Below are 17,448 nucleotides of genomic sequence, written 5' to 3' on the forward strand. Positions count from 1 at the left end.
GTGTCGCTGACCAGACACGGTCACTGGCGGCGAAGTACGCTCAGCGCGTGCCGACTCCTTGGTCCCGGCGAGGCTTCCTACTGGTGCTCGCCGCGGGTTCGGCCGCCGCGGTGGCCGCCTGCGAGTCCGAACGTCCCGGCGCCGTCGCCGATGACGGATCGGTCACCGTCACCCATGCCTTCGGTGAGACGAGGGTCCCGGCCGCGCCGACCCGCGTCGTCAGCGCCGGGCTGACCGGTCAGGACTGCCTGCTGGCCGTCGGCGTCATTCCGGTCGGCATCACCGAGTGGTTCGGCGGGCAACCGTTCGCGGTGTGGCCCTGGGCCATACCGGCGCTCGGATCGGCCCAGCCCGCCGTGCTCAACCTGGACAACGGCATCAACTTCGAGGCCATCACCGCACTGAACCCGGATCTGATCATCGCCACCAACGCCGGACTGGACCGTGACACCTACGACCGGCTATCCGGCGTCGCTCCCACCATCGCCCAGCCGGGGACGCAGGCCTTCTTCGAACCGTGGAAGGACCAGGCCACCGCGATCGGCACGGCTGTGTTCAAGTACGACGAGATGGCCAAACTCATCGCCGATATCGACGACCGGTTCACCGGGCTGGCCACCGAGCATCCGGAGTTCAAGGGCAGGCGGGCGCTGCTGCTGCCGGGCAGCCTGGACGACGGCGACCTGGTGACGACGCCGCCGGGCTGGCGCACGGAGTTCCTCACCCAGCTCGGGTTCGAGGTTCCCGAGACCGATCCGGTGGTCCCGCGCGATCAGATGTCCGAGGTGCTCGGAGAAGCCGATGTCCTGATCTGGTGCGCCGACGACCCCGAGATCGCGGCGTTGACGGTGGATCCGCTGATCGCCGAGCAGGGCCGGCGCAATGTGTTCACCGGTCGCGACCTGGGCGCCGCGATCACGTTCAGCTCCCCGCTGGCGCTGCCCGCGGTGGCCGACCAACTGCCGCCGATGCTGAGCGCCGCGCTCACCTGAGAAGATATCCGGGTGAACAGCCCGACCCAGACCCCGCCGCGGCCCTCCTATGCGCAGGTCGGTTCGGCCTACTATCCGATCTTCGTCGCCGTCTTCACCGCGCTGGTGATCATCTCCAACGTCACCGCGACCAAGGGGGTGGAGTTCGGGCCGATCATCACCGACGGCGGTTTCCTGATCTTCCCGCTGACCTACGTGATCGGCGACGTGCTGTCGGAGGTGTACGGCTTCAAGGCTGCGCGTAAGGCGATCCTGCTCGGCTTCGCGATGAACATCCTGGCGGCGCTGGCGTTCTGGGCCACCGTCTATCTGCCCGCCGCCGATTTCTACCCCAACCAGGAGCACCTGGAGAACATCGTCAGCGCCTACACGGGCCTGATCATCGCCGGGATGGCGGGTTTTCTGGTCGGACAGACGCTGAATGCGTGGTCGCTGGTGCTGATCAAGGAACGGACCAAGGAAAAACACCTGTGGGCACGCCTGGTCGGATCGACGTTCATCGGGCAGCTGGGCGACACCGTGGTGTTCTGCGCGATCGCGGCCAGCGTCATCGGTATCACCTCGTTCAGCGATTTCCTGATCTACACCGCGCAAGGCTGGTTCTACAAGACCATCGTCGAGGTCGTCATGCTGCCGATCACCTACCGCGTGATCGCCGTCGTCAAGCGTCGCGAACCCACCTACCAGCCAGCTGTCTGATAGGCGTCTAAGGCTCCTCTGGCAAAGCCCACAGACACGTCGAGAACGAACTTACTCGGCGGTAGCTTCGGTAGATGACCGTGACGACGGAAGTGCATGTGCCCGGCGAGTTGGGCACCGTTCGCGATTATGGGGATCAGGCGCTGCTGCTCGAGTTCGACAGCACCGCGGCGGTATTGGCCTGGACCGACACCTTGCAGCGCGCCGCGCTGCTCGGTGTCCTCGACATCGTGCCCGCCTCGCGCACCATCCTGTTGAAGTTGGCGGGCCCGCGCTATCTGGCGCCCACCCGGCAACGGCTCGGGAAACTCAGCCTGCACCAGGCGGTCGACGAGGTGGGCAAGGCCGAGCAGCCCGACGTGGTGATCGAGGTGACCTACGACGGCGCGGACCTGGCCGATGTCGCGCAGCTCACCGGCCTGACCGTCGAGGAGGTCGTCGCCGCCCACACGGGAAGCCTGTGGCAGGTCGGATTCGGCGGTTTCGCACCGGGATTCGCCTATCTGGTCGGTGGGGATCCGCGATTGCAGGTCCCGCGCCGGGCCGAGCCCCGCACCCGGGTGCCGGCCGGATCGGTCGGGCTGGCGGGCGAGTTCAGCGGTGTCTATCCGCGCGAATCCCCCGGCGGCTGGCAGTTGATCGGACGGACCTCGGCCGTGCTGTTCGACGTCGAACGCGCCCAACCCGCCCTGCTGACGCCGGGCATGACCGTCGCTTTCCGGGAGATCGCATGAGCATCACGCTGGAAGTGCTGCGTACCGGACCGCTGGCCCTGGTCGAGGATCTGGGCCGACCCGGCATGGCGCACATGGGTGTCACCCGGTCCGGTGCCGCCGACCGTCGGGCGCACACGTTGGCCAACCGACTGGTCGCCAATCCCGGTGAACACGCCACCGTCGAGGTGACCTTCGGCGGGTTCTCCGCCAGGGTGCGTGGTGGAGATGTCACCATCGCCGTCACCGGCGCCGACACCGATCCGGCCGTCAACGGAGTCCCGTTCGGCACCAACAGTATTCACTACGCCCGAGATGGTGAGGTGATCTCGCTGGGTGCGCCGCACTCGGGTCTGCGCAGCTACCTCGCGGTGCGCGGCGGCATCGACGTGGCGCCGGTCCTGGGGTCGCGCAGTTATGACGTGATGTCGGCGATCGGCCCGGCTCCGCTGCGGGTCGGCGATGTGCTGCCCGTCGGCGAGCACACCGCCGACTTCCCCGAAATCGACCAGGCGCCGGTCGGTGCGATCGAACCGGAGATCCTGGACCTGCAAGTGGTGCCGGGCCCGCGCGACGACTGGTTCGTCGACCCCGACATCCTGGTCCGCACCAATTGGCTGGTGACCAACCGCAGCGACCGGGTGGGCATGCGACTGGTCGGGATGCCGTTGGAGTACCGGTGGCCGGATCGTCAGTTGCCCAGCGAGGGTGCCACCCGTGGCGCGATCCAGGTACCGCCCAACGGTTTTCCGGTGATCCTCGGCCCGGATCATCCGGTGACCGGTGGCTATCCGGTGATCGGCGTGGTGACCGACGAGGGCATCGACAAGCTGGGCCAGGTGCGGCCGGGGCAGACGGTGCGGCTGCATTGGTCGCGTCCGCGCCGCCCGTTCTGAAATGGTGGTAGAAACGGCGGTGTGCGCAGTCACACACAGGGACAGGGCGCTGTCCGGGAGGTCCACACCGCCCGGCTGATCCACACCGCCGATCTAAATGCCGAGACGCGCGCCGATGCGCACCGGATGGTCGTCGACGCGTTCGCCGACGACCCCGATGGCGCATTCGACGACAGCGACTGGGAGCACGCGCTGGGCGGCATGCACGCCCTGATCCAGCACCGCGGTGCCATCATCGCCCACGGCGCGGTGGTCCAGCGCCGGCTGCTCTACCGCGACACCGCGCTGCGCTGCGGATACATCGAGGCCGTCGCGGTCCGGCAGGACTGGCGCGGCCAGGGCCTGGCCACCGCGATCATGGACGCGCTGGAACAGGTGCTGCGCGGGGCCTATCAGCTCGGTGCACTGGGCTCCTCGGAGGCCGGGCTGCAGCTGTACCTGCCGCGCGGGTGGCAGCAGTGGGCGGGGCCGACGTCGGTGCTCGCGCCCACGGGGCGGGTGCGCACACCCGAGGACGACGGCGGCGTCTACGTGCTGCCGGTCGGCGTCGAACTGGACACCACCGCGGAGCTGAGCTGTGATTGGCGCGACGGGGACGTCTGGTAAGACGGGCCGGACCCGCACCTCACGGCCGGCCGGAATCGGCGGTGAGCGGATGTTCACGGCCGGGTCACCGCCGGCAGCGCTCGTGCAACAATGCGCTCATAGCCTCGGTCCAATGTTGTTCGCGACGCCCATCGCGACCGAGCCCGTCACGACACCCGCGTGCAATCGCGGGGTAACAACCCAGAAACACCGACTGAATACACAGGTGACATGACCGAACCTGACTGGGCGCCGCTCACCGGGTTCCGGGTGGCGGTGACCTCGGCCCGCAGAGCCGAGGAGCTGGCCACCCTGCTCACCCGACGCGGCGCCGACGTGACCAGTGCCGCCGCCATCACCATGGTGCCGCTGCCCGATGACGACGAACTGCGCGCCAACACCGAGGCGCTGATCGCCGACCCGCCCGACATCGTCATCGCCACCACCGGTATCGGACTGCGCGGTTGGATCGCCGCCGCCGACGGGTGGGGCCTGGCCCACGAACTGACCGCCGCGCTGAGCAATGCGCGCATCGTGTCGCGCGGGCCCAAGGCCACCGGCGCGCTGCGTGCCGCCGGGCTTCCCGAGGAATGGTCCCCGGAATCGGAATCCTCGCGCGAACTGCTGCACTATCTGCTGGAGGGCGGCATCGTCGGCATGCGGGTCGCGGTGCAACTGCACGGCACCAACGACGACTGGGATCCGTTCCCCGAGTTCCTCGACGAGTTGCGCGCCGCCGGCGCCGACGTGGTTCCCATTCGGGTGTACCGCTGGAATCCCGCCCCGCGCAACGGACCGTTCGACCAATTGGTGCTCGCCATCGCCGAGCAGCGCTTCGACGCGGTCAGTTTCACCTCGGCACCGGCGGTGGCATCGTTGCTGTTGCGGGCCGCCGACCTCGGTGTCGAGGACGACGTGCTGAATGCGTTGCGCACCAACGTCCATGCCATGTGCGTCGGTCCGATCACCGCCCGGCCGCTCGTGCGGCTCGGTGTGCCGACCTCCGCACCGGAACGGATGCGACTGGGTGCGCTGGCCCGCCACATCACCGACGAGCTACCCCTGCTGCAGTCGCGCCGGATGCGGGTGGCCGGGCACCTGTTGGAGATCCGCGGCACCTGCGTCCTGGTCGACGAGGTGGTCAAGGAACTGCCACCGGCCGGGATGGCGACCATCCGGGCGTTGGCGCACCGGCCGGGCGCGGTGGTGTCGCGACACGATCTGCTCAACGCGTTGCCCGGCAGCGGCACCGACACTCACGCGGTGGAGACGGCCGTGCTGCGGTTACGAACGGCTCTGGGTGACAAGAACATTGTTTCCACCGTCGTCAAACGCGGTTACCGACTGGCCGTCGACGAATCTGCGGTGGGGGTGTCATGAATCGGGACGCATCGGCGGTGCTGGTGGCGCACGGCACCCGCAAGCCCGGCGGGGTGAGCATGATCGGCGAACTGGCCGAACGGGTTTCCGCCGTCCTCGACCGGCCGGTGGAGGTCGCGTTCGTCGATGTGGTGGGGCCGACACCGTCGGAGGTGCTGGCCCGCCTGCCCCAGGACCGTCCCGCGGTGCTGGTGCCGGCTTTCCTGGCCGGTGGTTACCACGTCCGGGTCGATGTGCCTGCCCACGTGCAGGCCAGCGCGCACCCCGCGGTGACGGTCACCCGCCCGCTGGGCCCGTGCGCCGGCAGCGTCCGTGTGCTCGCCGAGAGGCTGCAGGAAGCCGGTTGGCGGCCCGGCGATTCGGTGATCCTGGCCGCCGCGGGCACCTCGGACCGCAGCGCACAGTCCGACCTGCGCCAGACGGCGGCGATGCTGTCGGCGTTGATCGGCGACCGGGTGGAATTGGGTTACGCGGCCACCGGTGCGCCGACCGTGGCGGCCGCCGTCGAGGCCGCACGTGAGCGCAACGCCGAAAGGCGCATCGCCATCGCGTCCTATCTGTTGGCCGACGGTCTGTTCCAGGACCGGTTGCGCGCGGCTGGAGCCGACCTGGTGGCCGAACCGCTGGGTATCCACCCCGGCATGGTGCGGCTGATCGCCGGCCGGTTCCGACGCGCCGGCGCGCTGAGCCTGCCGGCCGCGGCCTGACCTGCCGATTCGGGGCTGACCCGGTCCCTCGGCTAGGATCGTGCAAATGGCTTCGTCGGGGCACAGTGAGCGACTGCGCGCGCAGTTGATCAGCGCGTTGGAGAACGCCGAAGGGCCCTTGACGACCGCAGAGCTACGCGATCATGTTCTGCGACAAGGTGTTTCGGGTGCGGTGATCGAGTCGGTATATCGCAACCTCACAGTGCTGCAACGGCGTGGTGATGTGGCACGCCAACCCGGACCCGGCAGAGATGCCCGCTGGGTGCTGGCGGTCACGCCGCGATCTGCACAAGACCGTCCTGCGTGACGCGAGTCCGGTAGACCGGCACCGATCTCGTCGGATCATCGAGGCAGGCGCCGTCATCGAATGCGAAGGCCTGCTTCTTGATCGGGGTCTGTACACACGCCCGGCCGGCCCGGTCGCCGACGATACCGCGCGACATCACCGCCGCCCCGGAGAAAGGGTCGATATTGCCGATCGCGTGCAGCGATCCGTCATCGAGCCGGAACAACGCGGCCTGCACGCCCCCGGGCAGCAACACACCGGCCCCGCGGTTGGGCAGCAGCCGGTCCAGCGGGCACGCCGTCGTCCACGTCGGATCGGCCTCAGCAACAACGTCTTTGCGGTCATCGGTGAGTGTCATTTGCTGTTCTCCTCGGGCGTGAACTTCGGCATGCCGATGGCAACAGGCACCTTGCGTCCGGATGATGCGGTGAACTCGATGGTCGGATCGGCCACCTCGGGTGCGTTGACGAAGGACACGAAGCGCGACAACTTCTCCGGGTCGTCCAGCACGCCCTTCCATTCGCAGGCGTAGCCGGCGACGTGGCGGGCCATCGCCGCCTCGAATTCGGCGGCCAGGCCCAGAGAATCGTCACAGACGACCTCGCGTACATGCTCCAACCCGCCGTCGAGGGCCTCCAGCCACGGCGCGGTGCGCTGCAGCCGATCGGCGGTGCGGATGTAGTACATCAGGAACCGGTCGATATAGCGGATGAGTGTCTCGTCGTCGAGGTCACCGGCCAGCAACTGCGCGTGCCGCGGCGACATCCCGCCGTTACCGCACACGTAGAGGTTCCAGCCCTGCTCGGTGGCGATGATGCCGACGTCCTTGCTCTGCGCCTCGGCGCATTCGCGGGCGCATCCCGAAACCGCCATCTTGATCTTGTGCGGGGCGCGCAGGCCGCGGTAACGCTTCTCGATCTCGACGGCCATGTCCACCGAATCCTGTTGTCCATAACGGCACCAGGTGCTGCCGACGCAGCTCTTGACCGTGCGCAGCGACTTGCCGTACGCGTGGCCCGATTCCATGCCGCCCTCGACCAGCCGACGCCAGATCTCGGGCAGCTGGTCCACCCGAGCGCCGAACATGTCGATGCGCTGACCCCCGGTGATCTTGGTGTAGAGATCGAAATCGCGGGCGATCTCGCCGATCAGGATGAGCTGCTCGGGCGTGATCTCACCGCCCGGTGACCGCGGCACCACCGAGTAGCTGCCGTTCTTCTGGATGTTGGCCAGGAAGTGGTCGTTGGAATCCTGCAACGAGGCCTGCTCGCCGTCGAGCACATGGTCCGAACTCGTGGACGCCAGGATCGACGCGACGGTGGGTTTGCAGATATCGCAACCCTTTCCGGTGCCGTACTTCTCGATGAGACCGGAGAAGGTGCGGATCTCGGTGGCGCTGATGAGTTCGAACATCTCGGCGCGCGAGTAGCCGAAGTGCTCGCACAACGCCTTGGACTGCTCGACGCCCTCGGCCTCCAGGAGTTGTTTGAGCAGCGGTACGCACGATCCACAGGAGGTGCCGGCCAGCGTGCACTTCTTCAGGCCCGCGACATCGGTGCAGCCACCGCAGATCGCCTCCTTGAGATCGCCCTTGGTGACGTTGTTGCACGAACAGATCTGGGCGATGTCCGGCAGCGCGCCGACACCGAGAGCCGATGCACCGCCTCCTTCGGCGGCCGGCGCGATCAGTGACAGCGGATCACCGGGTAGTTCGCTGGCGACCATCGGGCGCAACACACCGTAGGCCGACGCATCGCCCACCAGGATGCCGCCGAGCAAAGTTTTTGCGTCGTCGGACAATACGAGCTTGGCGTAGGTGCGCTTGACCGGGTCGTTGACGACGACGTCCAGACAGTTCGGCGTGCGGCCCTGCGCGTCACCGAAGCTGGCCACGTCGACACCGAGCAGTTTGAGCTTGGTGGACATATCGGCCTCGCCGAACTCGGCCTCCCCGCCGAGCAGCCGGTCGGCGACCACCTCGGCGCTGGTGTAGCCGGGACCGACCAGCCCATAGCAGCGGCCCTCGATGGCGGCCACCTCACCGATTGCATAGATACTGGGATCGCTTGTCACGCATGATCGGTCGGTCATCACGCCGCCGCGCTGGGCGATCTCCAGGCCGGCGGCACGGCCGAGTTCGTCACGCGGCCGGACACCGGCGGCGAACACGACCACACCGGCGTCGATGCTGGTGCCGTCGTTGAGTGACAGGCGCACCGAATCGTCGGCCTGCGATTTGCGCAGCGGCTTGTTGCGCTGGGCGGGAGCGATGCTCTCGGTGCCGACGCCGGTGTGCACGTCGATACCGAGGCCGCGGATCATCCGGTTCAGCAGCGCGCCACCGGCGGGATCGAGCTGGGCGGCCATCAGGTGCGGGGACATTTCCAGGACGTGGGTCTGTAACCCGAACGCGCGCAACGCGTTGGCGGCCTCCAGCCCGAGCAGGCCGCCGCCGATCACCACGCCGACGGGGGTCTTCGTCGTGGCGGCGGCCAGCGCGCCGGCGCGGATGGCGTCCAGATCGTCGAGCGTGCGGTAGACGTGGCAGTGCGGCAGGTCGTGACCGGGCACCGGGGGTACGAAGGCGTACGACCCGGTGGCCAGCACCAGCGCGTCGTAGGCCAGGCATTGCCCGTCGACGGTGGTGACCGTCTTGGCGTCGCGGTCGATCGCCTGGGCGGGCATGGCCAGCTGCAGGCTCACCGCGGTGTCCCCGGCATAGTCGTTGCCGGGCAGCGCCAGCTGGGTGCGGTCCCAGTGGTCGGTGTAGCCGGTCAGGCCGACGCGGTCATAGGCGGCATCGGCCTCCTCGGAAAGGACCGTGATGCGCCAGACTCCCTCGGTGTCGCGGGCGCGCAGCGCCTCGACGAAGCGGTGTCCGACCATGCCGTGTCCGACCACGACCACATGCTTGGCTGCTTGCATACCGGAGACGGTAGGAAGCCGATATTGCCGCAATGTGCCCTCGTGTGAATCGGCCGTCACGGCTTCCTCACATATCCGTGCAAAGGGCTGTGAGTGCTTCGCTGACGGCGAACACGCTGATGGAACTTCAGCGGGGTCGACTCAAGTTCTATGTGCAGCGGACCGGCGCAGGGCCGGTCACGAGACATCGAGGAGACATCATGAGCAACGCGGTACGCACCCGCCCGGCCTCGCCGGTCGACTTCTGGCTGCGCGATTTCTTCGGCACGCCCGCCCCGGTCTCGGCCGATTTCAATCCGGCCGCCGAGGTGGTGCGCGACGGTGACGACGCCGTGGTCCGGCTCGAACTGCCGGGCGTCGACGTGGCCGAGGACGTGACCGTCGAACTCGACCGCGGCCAACTGGTCATCCGCGGCGAGCGGCGCGATCAGCACGGCGAGGGTCGGACGCTGTCCGAGGTACGCTACGGCGCCTTCCGCCGGTCGTTCAAGGTGCCCGCTCAGGTCAGCGGCGACGCAGTATCGGCGTCCTACGACGCCGGCGTGCTGACGGTTCGGGTCGCCGGCGTGTATGCGGGCACCGAGCCGCAGCGCATCGCCATCACCACCAAGTAGGCAAGGCCAAGTACCGCCCAAACGAACAAACGGGTGAAAAAGGTCCAGGTGGGCCCCACCCGAACGTCAACTTGGGCAACACGAAACGAAGCCCCGCGAGAATTCGCGGGGCCTCGTCGTGCGTCACCGAGCTTGACGTTGTGGATGAAACCACTCGATCTTCGGTGCCCGTTTGTTCGTTTGGGCGGAAATCACTTCCAGGGGGTGATGAGTTCGTTGATGCGTTCGGTCAAGGCGAACTGCAGGAACGGGCCGAAGCTGATCCGACCCACGCCCAGCGGCGCGAAGCTCTTCGGATCGTCCTGGGCGGGCAGCGCGATCGCATTGATGGGCAGCGGCAGATCCGCGACCAACCGGCGGTAGGTGTCGTCATCGTGGCGGCCGACGGGGTAGAGGCTGTCGGCACCCGCCTCGGCGGCCAACTTCAGCTTCTCGACGGCGCGGTCGTAGCGGTCGGACTCGTCGCCCACCTCACGCAGGAACAGGTCGGTGCGGGCGTTGATGACCACGTGCACGCCGGCGGCATCGGCGGCCTTGCGCAGCTCGCCCACCAAAGCGGCATGGTCCTCATCGGAGCGGATACGCCCGCCCTCGGAGTGCACCGTGTCCTCGATGTTGAGGCCGACGGCCCCTGCGGACAGCAGACCGTCGATCAGCCGGCTCGGCGACTCGCCGTAACCGGACTCGATGTCCACCGAGATCGGCACGTCGACCGCCGCGGTGATCTGGGCGACCCGGGTCACCAGATCGTCGAAGCTCATGCCCTCGCCGTCGGGCTTGCCGACCGAGTCGGCGACCGGATGGCTGCCGACCGTGAGTGCGACGAAACCGGCGTCGACGGCCGTTTTCGCCGACCAGGCATCCCACACCGTCGGCAGCACCACCGGATCGCCCGGCTTGTGCAGTGCCAGCAGGGTCGAGGCCTTCTGCTGTAGATCCTCGTTGGACATCGTGATCCCTTTCGGTGAGAAATTTCCTGGACGTAGACGTGATCTGTCTCACTCTCAAGTCCGCGTTGTGGCTAACATCGGATGCGTAATGTGATCCCTGACACCCTTCAGCCCAAGGAGGTCACCCTTGTCCACCACAACCGAGCTTGCCGAACTGCACGAACTGATCGGCAACCTTCGCCGATGCGTCACATCGCTGCGTGCCCGCTACGGCGACACCCCGGCGATGCGCCGCATCGTCAACGATGCCGAACGCATGCTCAACGATATCGACCGGTTGGACATCGACGCCGCGGAACTGGAGATGCGTGGAGCACCAGCGCACCCCCGGACCGCCGAGAAGATCACCATCCCCGATCACGACTACTCCCGAGATTTCTGGAGCGGTGTCGATGACGAGGGTCTCGGCGGCAGCCGCTAGACCATAGGGGCCCGGCGCCCCGACACAACAGAAGAAGAGGGAACCCTGTGAGCGCACCGACCTCGAAACCTCAAGGTACCGGCGTCTTCTCACCAACCCGAGCACAGATCAAGCAACGCACACTGCGTACCGATGCGTGGTGGCGCTCGCCCCTGATCACCGACCTCGGCTTCGCCGCGTTCGTGATCTACGCGACGGTGCGGGCGTTCCTGCAGAACAACTACTACGTCGCCGAGTACGGGTACCTGACCCCCTTCTACTCGCCGTGCGTCAGTACCGGGTGTGTGCCCGAGGCCAGCCACTTCGGCCAGTTCCTGCCCGACGTCTGGTGGCTGCCCTACGCCGCGGTGTCGCTGCCGTTCCTGCTGCTGTTCCGGTTGACGTGTTACTACTACCGTGGCGCCTATTACCGCACCGTCTGGCAGGCCCCGACGGCGTGCGCGGTCGCCGAACCGCACGCCACCTACACCGGCGAGACGCGGTTCCCGCTGATCATCCAGAACACCCACCGGTACTTCTTCTACCTGGCGGTGCTCATCTCGGTGATCAACACCTACGACGCGATCATCGCCTTCCACAAGCCCGACGGCGGTTTCGGATTCGGTCTGGGCAACCTGATCCTGGTCATCAACGTGGTGCTGCTGTGGACCTACACCGTGTCCTGCCATTCCTGCCGCCACGTCGCCGGTGGCCGGCTCAAGCACTTCTCCAAGCATCCGGTGCGCTACTGGATGTGGACACAGATCAGCAAGCTCAACGTCCGGCACAAGCAGTACGCATGGATCACCCTGGGCAGCCTGATGTTCACCGACTTCTACATCATGCTGGTGGCCAGCGGCACCATCAGTGACCTGAGATTCATTGGCTGACAAGGCTTTTCCGGACGCAAACAACGTAGTGAGGATTTCTTGATGGGTGACCTGGAACGGCACACCTACGACGTCGTCGTGATCGGTGCCGGCGGGGCGGGACTACGCGCGGTGATCGAGGCCCGCGAGCGGGGTCTGCGCGTCGCGGTGGTGACGAAGTCGTTGTTCGGCAAGGCGCACACCGTGATGGCCGAGGGCGGTTGCGCGGCGGCGATGCGCAACGTCAACACCAAGGACTCCTGGCAGGTGCACTTCGGTGACACCATGCGCGGCGGCAAGTTCCTGAACAACTGGCGGATGGCCGAGCTGCACGCGCAGGAGGCTCCGGACCGGGTGTGGGAACTGGAGACCTACGGTGCGCTGTTCGACCGCACCAAGGACGGCAAGATCAGCCAGCGCAACTTCGGCGGACACACCTACCCCCGGCTGGCCCACGTCGGTGACCGCACCGGGCTGGAGATCATCCGCACCCTGCAGCAGAAGATCGTCTCGCTGCAGCAGGAGGACAAGCGCGAACTCGGCGACTACGACGCCCGCATCCGGGTGTTCCACGAATGTTCGATCACCGAGATCGTCAAGGACGGTGACCGGGTGGCCGGCGCGTTCGGCTACTACCGCGAGACCGGCAAGTTCGTGCTGTTCGAGGCGCCGGCGATCGTGCTGGCCACCGGCGGTATCGGCAAGTCGTTCAAGGTGTCGTCGAACTCCTGGGAGTACACCGGCGATGGGCACGCGCTGGCGCTGCGCGCCGGGTCCGGTCTGATCAACATGGAGTTCATCCAGTTCCACCCCACCGGGATGGTCTGGCCGCTGTCGGTGAAGGGAATCCTGGTCACCGAGGGCGTGCGCGGTGACGGCGGAGTGCTGAAGAACTCCGAGGGCAAGCGCTTCATGTTCGACTACATCCCCGACGTCTTCAAGGGCCAGTACGCCGAGACCGAAGAGGAAGCCGATCAGTGGCTCAAGGACAACGACTCCGCGCGCCGCACCCCCGATCTGCTGCCCCGTGACGAGGTGGCGCGCGCCATCAACGAAGAGGTCAAGGCCGGCCGCGGAACCCCACACGGCGGCGTCTACCTCGACATCGCCTCCCGCATGCCGGCCGAGGAGATCAAGCGCCGACTGCCGTCGATGTATCACCAGTTCATCGAGTTGGCCGAGGTCGACATCACCAAGGACGAGATGGAGGTCGGCCCGACCTGCCACTACGTCATGGGCGGTATCGAGGTCGACCCGGACAGCGGCGGAGCGGCGACCCCGGGCCTGTTCGCCGCCGGGGAGTGCTCCGGCGGCATGCACGGCTCCAACCGCCTCGGCGGCAACTCGCTGAGCGATCTGCTGGTGTTCGGCCGGCGCGCCGGCCTCGGAGCCGCCGACTACGTGCGAGCGCTGAACGCCGACACCCGCCCGAAGGTGTCCGAGGATGCCCTGGAGCGGGCAACCCAGCTGGCGCTGAGCCCCTTCGAACCCAAGGCCGACGCCGAGAATCCCTACACCCTGCACGCCGAACTGCAGGAGTCGATGAACGATCTGGCCGGGATCATCCGCAAGCAGAACGAACTCGAAGAAGTGCTGGTCAAGATCGACGAGTTGAAGAACCGCTACGCCAACGTCGTCGTCGAGGGCGGCCGCATCTTCAACCCGGGCTGGCACCTGGCCATCGACCTGCGCAACATGCTGCTGGTCAGCGAATGCGTCGCCAAGGCCGCACTGCAGCGCACCGAGAGCCGCGGTGGCCACACCCGTGACGACCATCCGCAGATGGACCGCACCTGGCGCAACAAGCTGCTGGTCTGCAAGACGGTCGACGGTGCGGGCGACAAGCCGGGTGACCCGGTGGTCCCGGACGTCGTCGTCACCCCCGAGGAGCAACCGGTGATGCGGCCCGACCTGCTGGCCACCTTCGAACTGTCCGAGCTCGAGAAGTACTACACCGATGACCAACTGGCCGAACACCCGGACCGGAAGGGCTGATCATGGCTGCTTACAACGCAAAACTACGGGTATGGCGGGGCGACGAGTCCGGCGGTGACCTGCAGGACTACACCGTCGAGGTGAACGACGGCGAGGTGGTGCTCGACATCGTGCACCGGCTGCAGGCCACCCAGGCCGGCGATCTGGCCGTGCGGTGGAACTGCAAGGCGGGCAAGTGCGGGTCCTGCTCGGCGGAGATCAACGGCCGCCCGCGGCTGATGTGCATGACGCGCATGTCGACCTTCGACGAGAACGAGACCGTCACCATCACCCCGCTGCGGACGTTCCCGGTGATGCGCGATCTGGTGACCGATGTGTCGTTCAACTACGAGAAGGCGCGCCAGATCCCGTCGTTCACCCCGCCCAAGGATCTGCAGCCCGGCGAGTACCGGATGCAGCAGGAGGACGTGAACCGGAGCCAGGAGTTCCGCAAGTGCATCGAGTGCTTCCTGTGCCAGAACGTCTGCCACGTGGTGCGTGATCACGAGGAGAACAAGCAGAACTTCGCCGGCCCGCGTTTCCACATGCGCATCGCGGAACTGGACATGCATCCGCTGGACACCGTCGACCGCCAGCAGATGGCGCAGGACGAACACGGGCTGGGCTATTGCAACATCACCAAGTGCTGCACCGAGGTCTGCCCGGAACACATCAAGATCACCGACAATGCACTGATCCCGATGAAGGAACGCGTCGCCGACCGCAAGTACGACCCGATCGTGTGGCTGGGCAACAAGCTCTTCCGGCGGTAGATCGGGCGCACGACGCCGGGCGAAACCCGCGTACCCGGGGCTGAATCCCCTGGTGGAGCAACGGGTACGCGAGTTTCGCCAGAAGACATCGATGCCGCCGCGCGATATCGGGCGTACGGTTGGTGGGGCGACCGAACAACGTCCGATCAGCGACGAGAAGGCACACCCATGTCACATCGAGAAACGATCAGCGTCAACGATATTCGCACCGCCATTCGCGAGCTCACGGTCCGTGCTGACCTTGCCCGCAAAGAGGGCAGGCAGACCGACGCCGCCGAACTGGACCAGCGCATCAGCGGATACCGCGACCAGCTGGCGGCGCGCCCCTAGCTGCCGAGCTTGCGGAACGTGCTGCGGTGAAAAACGATCGGCGGCACGTCGTGCACCGTGATGTCACTGATCTGCAGCACCACGATGGTGTGATCACCGGCCGGGACCTCCTGGGTGATCGTGCTCTCCAGCCACACGCTGGTGCCGTGCACGAACACCGCCCCGCTCTCGCAGGACTGCGTCTGCAGCCCGGCGAACCGGTCACCGGTCTTGGCCGCCAGCGTGCGCGCCGCCGCATCGTGTGACTCGCCCAGCACACTGATCCCCAGTGACGGCAGATTTTTGAGCTTGGGCCAGGTCTCCGAGGAGTTCTGCACGCAGAACGACACCAGCGGCGGATCCAGCGACACCGGCACGAATGTGCTGGCCGCCAGACCGACCTTCACACCGTCGACCTCGGCGGCGATCGCGATGACCCCGGTCGGGAAATGCCCGAACGCCTCACGCAGCGAGGCCGGGCTCAGGTCTGTGTCACTCATAACACTTCCATCTTCACATGTAACGGCGCACAGCGGCGACCTCGGGGTGCGCAGGGCACGGTTCTCGGCACGCCGCGAGTCCCCCACCATCCTGCCGCGTGCGGTGCCATGTCCACCATGGTCACACTCGGGATGAACACAATGAGTAGCCTGACCCCCATGCCCAACGCGTCCATCCTGACCGTCTTGCGGGAGCGCGCTGGTCTGACACCCGACGACCGCGCGTTCACCTTCACCGACTACGACCGCGACCCCGCCGGTGTCGAGGACACGCTGACCTGGGCGCAGTTGCACCGACGCACGCTGAACATGGCCGAGCAGGTCGCCCAGTACGGCTCCCCCGGTGACCGGGCGCTGATCGTGGCGCCGCAGGGGCTGGCGTACGTGGTGGCCTTCCTGGGCGCCATGCAGGCCGGTTTCATCGCGGTCCCGCTGTCTGCGCCGGTGCCCGGCTCGCATGACGAGCGCACCATCGCCGTGGTCGCCGACACGTCACCCGCGGTGGTGCTGACCACCGCCGCGCTGTTCGACGTCGCCACCCAGTACGTCGACGACGGTGCCGCGATGACGGCCGTGGTGGCCGTGGACACCCTCGACCTGGACGGTCCCGAACCGGTCGACACCGACGTCCCCGCGGGCGGCCCGGACATCGCCTATCTGCAGTACACGTCGGGGTCGACCCGGGCACCGGCCGGTGTGATGATCAGCCACCGCAATCTGGTCGCCAACTTCGACCAATTGATGCCCGATTACCTGCGCAGGTACGGCGGCGAATTCCCGGTAGGCGGGGCCCTGGTGTCGTGGCTGCCCTTCTACCACGACATGGGACTGATGCTCGGCGTCGCCGCACCGATCCTGGCGGGGCGCCAAGCCGACGTCATGAGCCCACTGGCGTTTCTGACCCACCCGGTGCGGTGGCTCAAGACCATGTCGCGGCATCCGCTCGTGGTGTCCGGCGGACCCAACTTCGCGCTCGACCTCGCCGCGCGCCGCACCGCCGACGCCGATCTGGAGGGCGTGGACCTCGCCGGTGTGGAGAGCATCATCTGCGGTGCCGAACGAGTGCACCCGGTCACCGTCGAGCGATTCAACAAACGCTTCGCCTCCCACGGTTTCCGGCCCGAGGCGCTCATGCCGTCCTACGGCCTGGCCGAGGCGACGGTTTTCGTGGCCAGTGGCAGCCAGGGCCGGGCGCCCGAAGCCGTCGAGTTCGGCGCCGAGCAGCTGACGCAGGGCAGCGCGGTCCGCGAAACCGGCGGCACACCGCTGTTGCGGTACGGGCTGCCGGCCTCACCGCTGGTGCTGGTGGTCGACACCGACACCGGCCGCCCCTGCCCGGAGGGCACCGTCGGCGAGATCTGGACCCACGGCGAGAACGTGTCGGCCGGGTACTGGCGCAAACCAGATCAGACCGGAACCGGTTTCGGGGCAACGCTTGTCGACGGACCCGCCGACCTGCCGACCGGAAACTGGCTGCGCACCGGTGACCGCGGCTTCATCTCCGAGGGCGACCTGTTCATCGTGGGCCGCATCAAGGACATGCTGATCGTGCGGGGCCGCAACCACTACTCCGACGATATCGAGTCGACGGTCTCGGAGATCACCCGCGGCCGGGTGGCGGCCATCGCGGTCGCCGACGGCGAATCCGAGCAGCTGGTCGCCGTGGTCGAGCTCAAGAACCGCGACCAGGATCTGGACCTGCTGAAAAACGATGTGGTGGCTGCGATCTCGCGCGCGCATGGCTTGCAGGTCGCCGATATCGTGCTGGTGGAACCGGGCACGATACCGACCACCACCAGCGGCAAGATCCGCCGATCGGCGTGTGTGGAGCAGTACCGGCAGGGGCAGTTCGTCCGGCTGGCTGCGTAACACGCCC

18 protein-coding genes are annotated in these 17,448 nt (G+C 67.1%); 14 read left to right on the top strand and 4 right to left on the bottom strand.

The annotated features are described in order from the left end of the window. Nucleotides 1-47 precede the first annotated feature (47 nt). The 7 genes from ACWDUN_RS23270 to ACWDUN_RS23300 all read left to right on the top strand — a co-directional run bounded on the left by ACWDUN_RS23270 (nucleotide 48) and on the right by ACWDUN_RS23300 (nucleotide 5,972). The gene (locus ACWDUN_RS23270; RefSeq protein WP_449932373.1) at nucleotides 48-992 is read left to right on the top strand and encodes an ABC transporter substrate-binding protein; all 945 of its coding nucleotides are present in this window, start codon (nucleotides 48-50) and stop codon (nucleotides 990-992) included. Between the two features lie 12 nt (nucleotides 993-1,004). Further along, a complete protein-coding gene (locus ACWDUN_RS23275; protein WP_449932374.1) occupies nucleotides 1,005-1,691 on the top strand; it encodes a queuosine precursor transporter in 687 nt (228 codons plus the stop codon). Nucleotides 1,692-1,765: 74 nt separating this feature from the next. Then, on the top strand, nucleotides 1,766-2,425 hold the full coding sequence (locus ACWDUN_RS23280) for a 5-oxoprolinase subunit B family protein (RefSeq protein WP_449932375.1): 660 nt from the start codon (nucleotides 1,766-1,768) through the stop codon (nucleotides 2,423-2,425). Beyond that, on the top strand, nucleotides 2,422-3,300 hold the full coding sequence (locus ACWDUN_RS23285; protein ID WP_449932376.1) for a 5-oxoprolinase/urea amidolyase family protein: 879 nt from the start codon (nucleotides 2,422-2,424) through the stop codon (nucleotides 3,298-3,300). The genes ACWDUN_RS23280 and ACWDUN_RS23285 overlap by 4 nt, the downstream gene beginning before the upstream one ends. Before the next feature lie 21 nt (nucleotides 3,301-3,321). Continuing rightward, the gene (locus ACWDUN_RS23290) at nucleotides 3,322-3,906 is read left to right on the top strand and encodes a GNAT family N-acetyltransferase (protein WP_449932377.1); all 585 of its coding nucleotides are present in this window, start codon (nucleotides 3,322-3,324) and stop codon (nucleotides 3,904-3,906) included. A 210-nt stretch (nucleotides 3,907-4,116) separates the two neighbouring features. Continuing rightward, nucleotides 4,117-5,265: a uroporphyrinogen-III synthase gene (locus ACWDUN_RS23295; RefSeq protein ID WP_449932378.1), complete on the top strand. Its 1,149-nt coding sequence runs from the start codon at nucleotides 4,117-4,119 to the stop codon at nucleotides 5,263-5,265. After that, nucleotides 5,262-5,972: a sirohydrochlorin chelatase gene (locus tag ACWDUN_RS23300; RefSeq protein ID WP_449932379.1), complete on the top strand. Its 711-nt coding sequence runs from the start codon at nucleotides 5,262-5,264 to the stop codon at nucleotides 5,970-5,972. The genes ACWDUN_RS23295 and ACWDUN_RS23300 overlap by 4 nt, the downstream gene beginning before the upstream one ends. A 272-nt stretch (nucleotides 5,973-6,244) precedes the next feature. Here ACWDUN_RS23300 and nirD read toward each other — a convergent pair whose 3' ends face one another. After that, nucleotides 6,245-6,616 (bottom strand): nitrite reductase small subunit NirD, encoded by a 372-nt coding sequence (gene nirD / locus ACWDUN_RS23305; protein WP_449932380.1) that lies wholly within the window; start codon nucleotides 6,614-6,616, stop codon nucleotides 6,245-6,247. Next, complete coding sequence (nirB, locus tag ACWDUN_RS23310; RefSeq protein WP_449932381.1) at nucleotides 6,613-9,183, bottom strand: nitrite reductase large subunit NirB; 2,571 nt, start codon at nucleotides 9,181-9,183, stop codon at nucleotides 6,613-6,615. Before nirB ends, nirD begins: the two co-directional genes overlap by 4 nt. 200 nt (nucleotides 9,184-9,383) lie before the next feature. Here nirB and ACWDUN_RS23315 point away from each other — a divergent pair, with 200 nt between their 5' ends. Further along, nucleotides 9,384-9,797, top strand: a complete 414-nt coding sequence (locus ACWDUN_RS23315) for an Hsp20/alpha crystallin family protein (protein ID WP_449932382.1) — start codon at nucleotides 9,384-9,386, stop codon at nucleotides 9,795-9,797. 191 nt (nucleotides 9,798-9,988) lie between these two features. Here ACWDUN_RS23315 and ACWDUN_RS23320 read toward each other — a convergent pair whose 3' ends face one another. Next, nucleotides 9,989-10,747, bottom strand: coding sequence for an isocitrate lyase/PEP mutase family protein (locus tag ACWDUN_RS23320; RefSeq protein ID WP_449932383.1), 759 nt, complete (start codon nucleotides 10,745-10,747; stop codon nucleotides 9,989-9,991). Between the two features lie 127 nt (nucleotides 10,748-10,874). On the opposite strand from ACWDUN_RS23320, the gene ACWDUN_RS23325 reads away from it, so the two are divergent. The 5 genes from ACWDUN_RS23325 (at nucleotide 10,875) to ACWDUN_RS23345 (ending at nucleotide 15,093) form a co-directional block, all read left to right on the top strand. Then, nucleotides 10,875-11,168 (top strand): hypothetical protein, encoded by a 294-nt coding sequence (locus tag ACWDUN_RS23325; protein ID WP_449932384.1) that lies wholly within the window; start codon nucleotides 10,875-10,877, stop codon nucleotides 11,166-11,168. A gap of 47 nt (nucleotides 11,169-11,215) precedes the next feature. Next, nucleotides 11,216-12,037 (top strand): hypothetical protein, encoded by an 822-nt coding sequence (locus ACWDUN_RS23330; RefSeq protein ID WP_449932385.1) that lies wholly within the window; start codon nucleotides 11,216-11,218, stop codon nucleotides 12,035-12,037. A gap of 42 nt (nucleotides 12,038-12,079) precedes the next feature. Next, complete coding sequence (locus ACWDUN_RS23335; protein WP_449932386.1) at nucleotides 12,080-14,011, top strand: fumarate reductase/succinate dehydrogenase flavoprotein subunit; 1,932 nt, start codon at nucleotides 12,080-12,082, stop codon at nucleotides 14,009-14,011. Nucleotides 14,012-14,013: 2 nt separating this feature from the next. Further along, nucleotides 14,014-14,763 (top strand): succinate dehydrogenase/fumarate reductase iron-sulfur subunit, encoded by a 750-nt coding sequence (locus ACWDUN_RS23340; RefSeq protein ID WP_449932387.1) that lies wholly within the window; start codon nucleotides 14,014-14,016, stop codon nucleotides 14,761-14,763. Between the two features lie 168 nt (nucleotides 14,764-14,931). After that, the gene (locus ACWDUN_RS23345) at nucleotides 14,932-15,093 is read left to right on the top strand and encodes a hypothetical protein (protein WP_449932388.1); all 162 of its coding nucleotides are present in this window, start codon (nucleotides 14,932-14,934) and stop codon (nucleotides 15,091-15,093) included. Here ACWDUN_RS23345 and ACWDUN_RS23350 read toward each other — a convergent pair. Next, nucleotides 15,090-15,572 (bottom strand): flavin reductase family protein, encoded by a 483-nt coding sequence (locus tag ACWDUN_RS23350; RefSeq protein ID WP_449932389.1) that lies wholly within the window; start codon nucleotides 15,570-15,572, stop codon nucleotides 15,090-15,092. The genes ACWDUN_RS23345 and ACWDUN_RS23350 overlap by 4 nt on opposite strands. Nucleotides 15,573-15,731: 159 nt before the next feature. Here ACWDUN_RS23350 and ACWDUN_RS23355 point away from each other — a divergent pair, with 159 nt between their 5' ends. Further along, nucleotides 15,732-17,441 carry an AMP-binding protein gene (locus tag ACWDUN_RS23355; RefSeq protein ID WP_449932390.1) on the top strand — a complete coding sequence of 570 codons (1,710 nt, stop codon included), beginning with the start codon at nucleotides 15,732-15,734 and terminating at the stop codon, nucleotides 17,439-17,441. The last annotated feature ends 7 nt before the right edge of the window (nucleotides 17,442-17,448 follow it).

It is taken from the genome of Mycobacterium sp. NPDC003323, assembly GCF_053589535.1.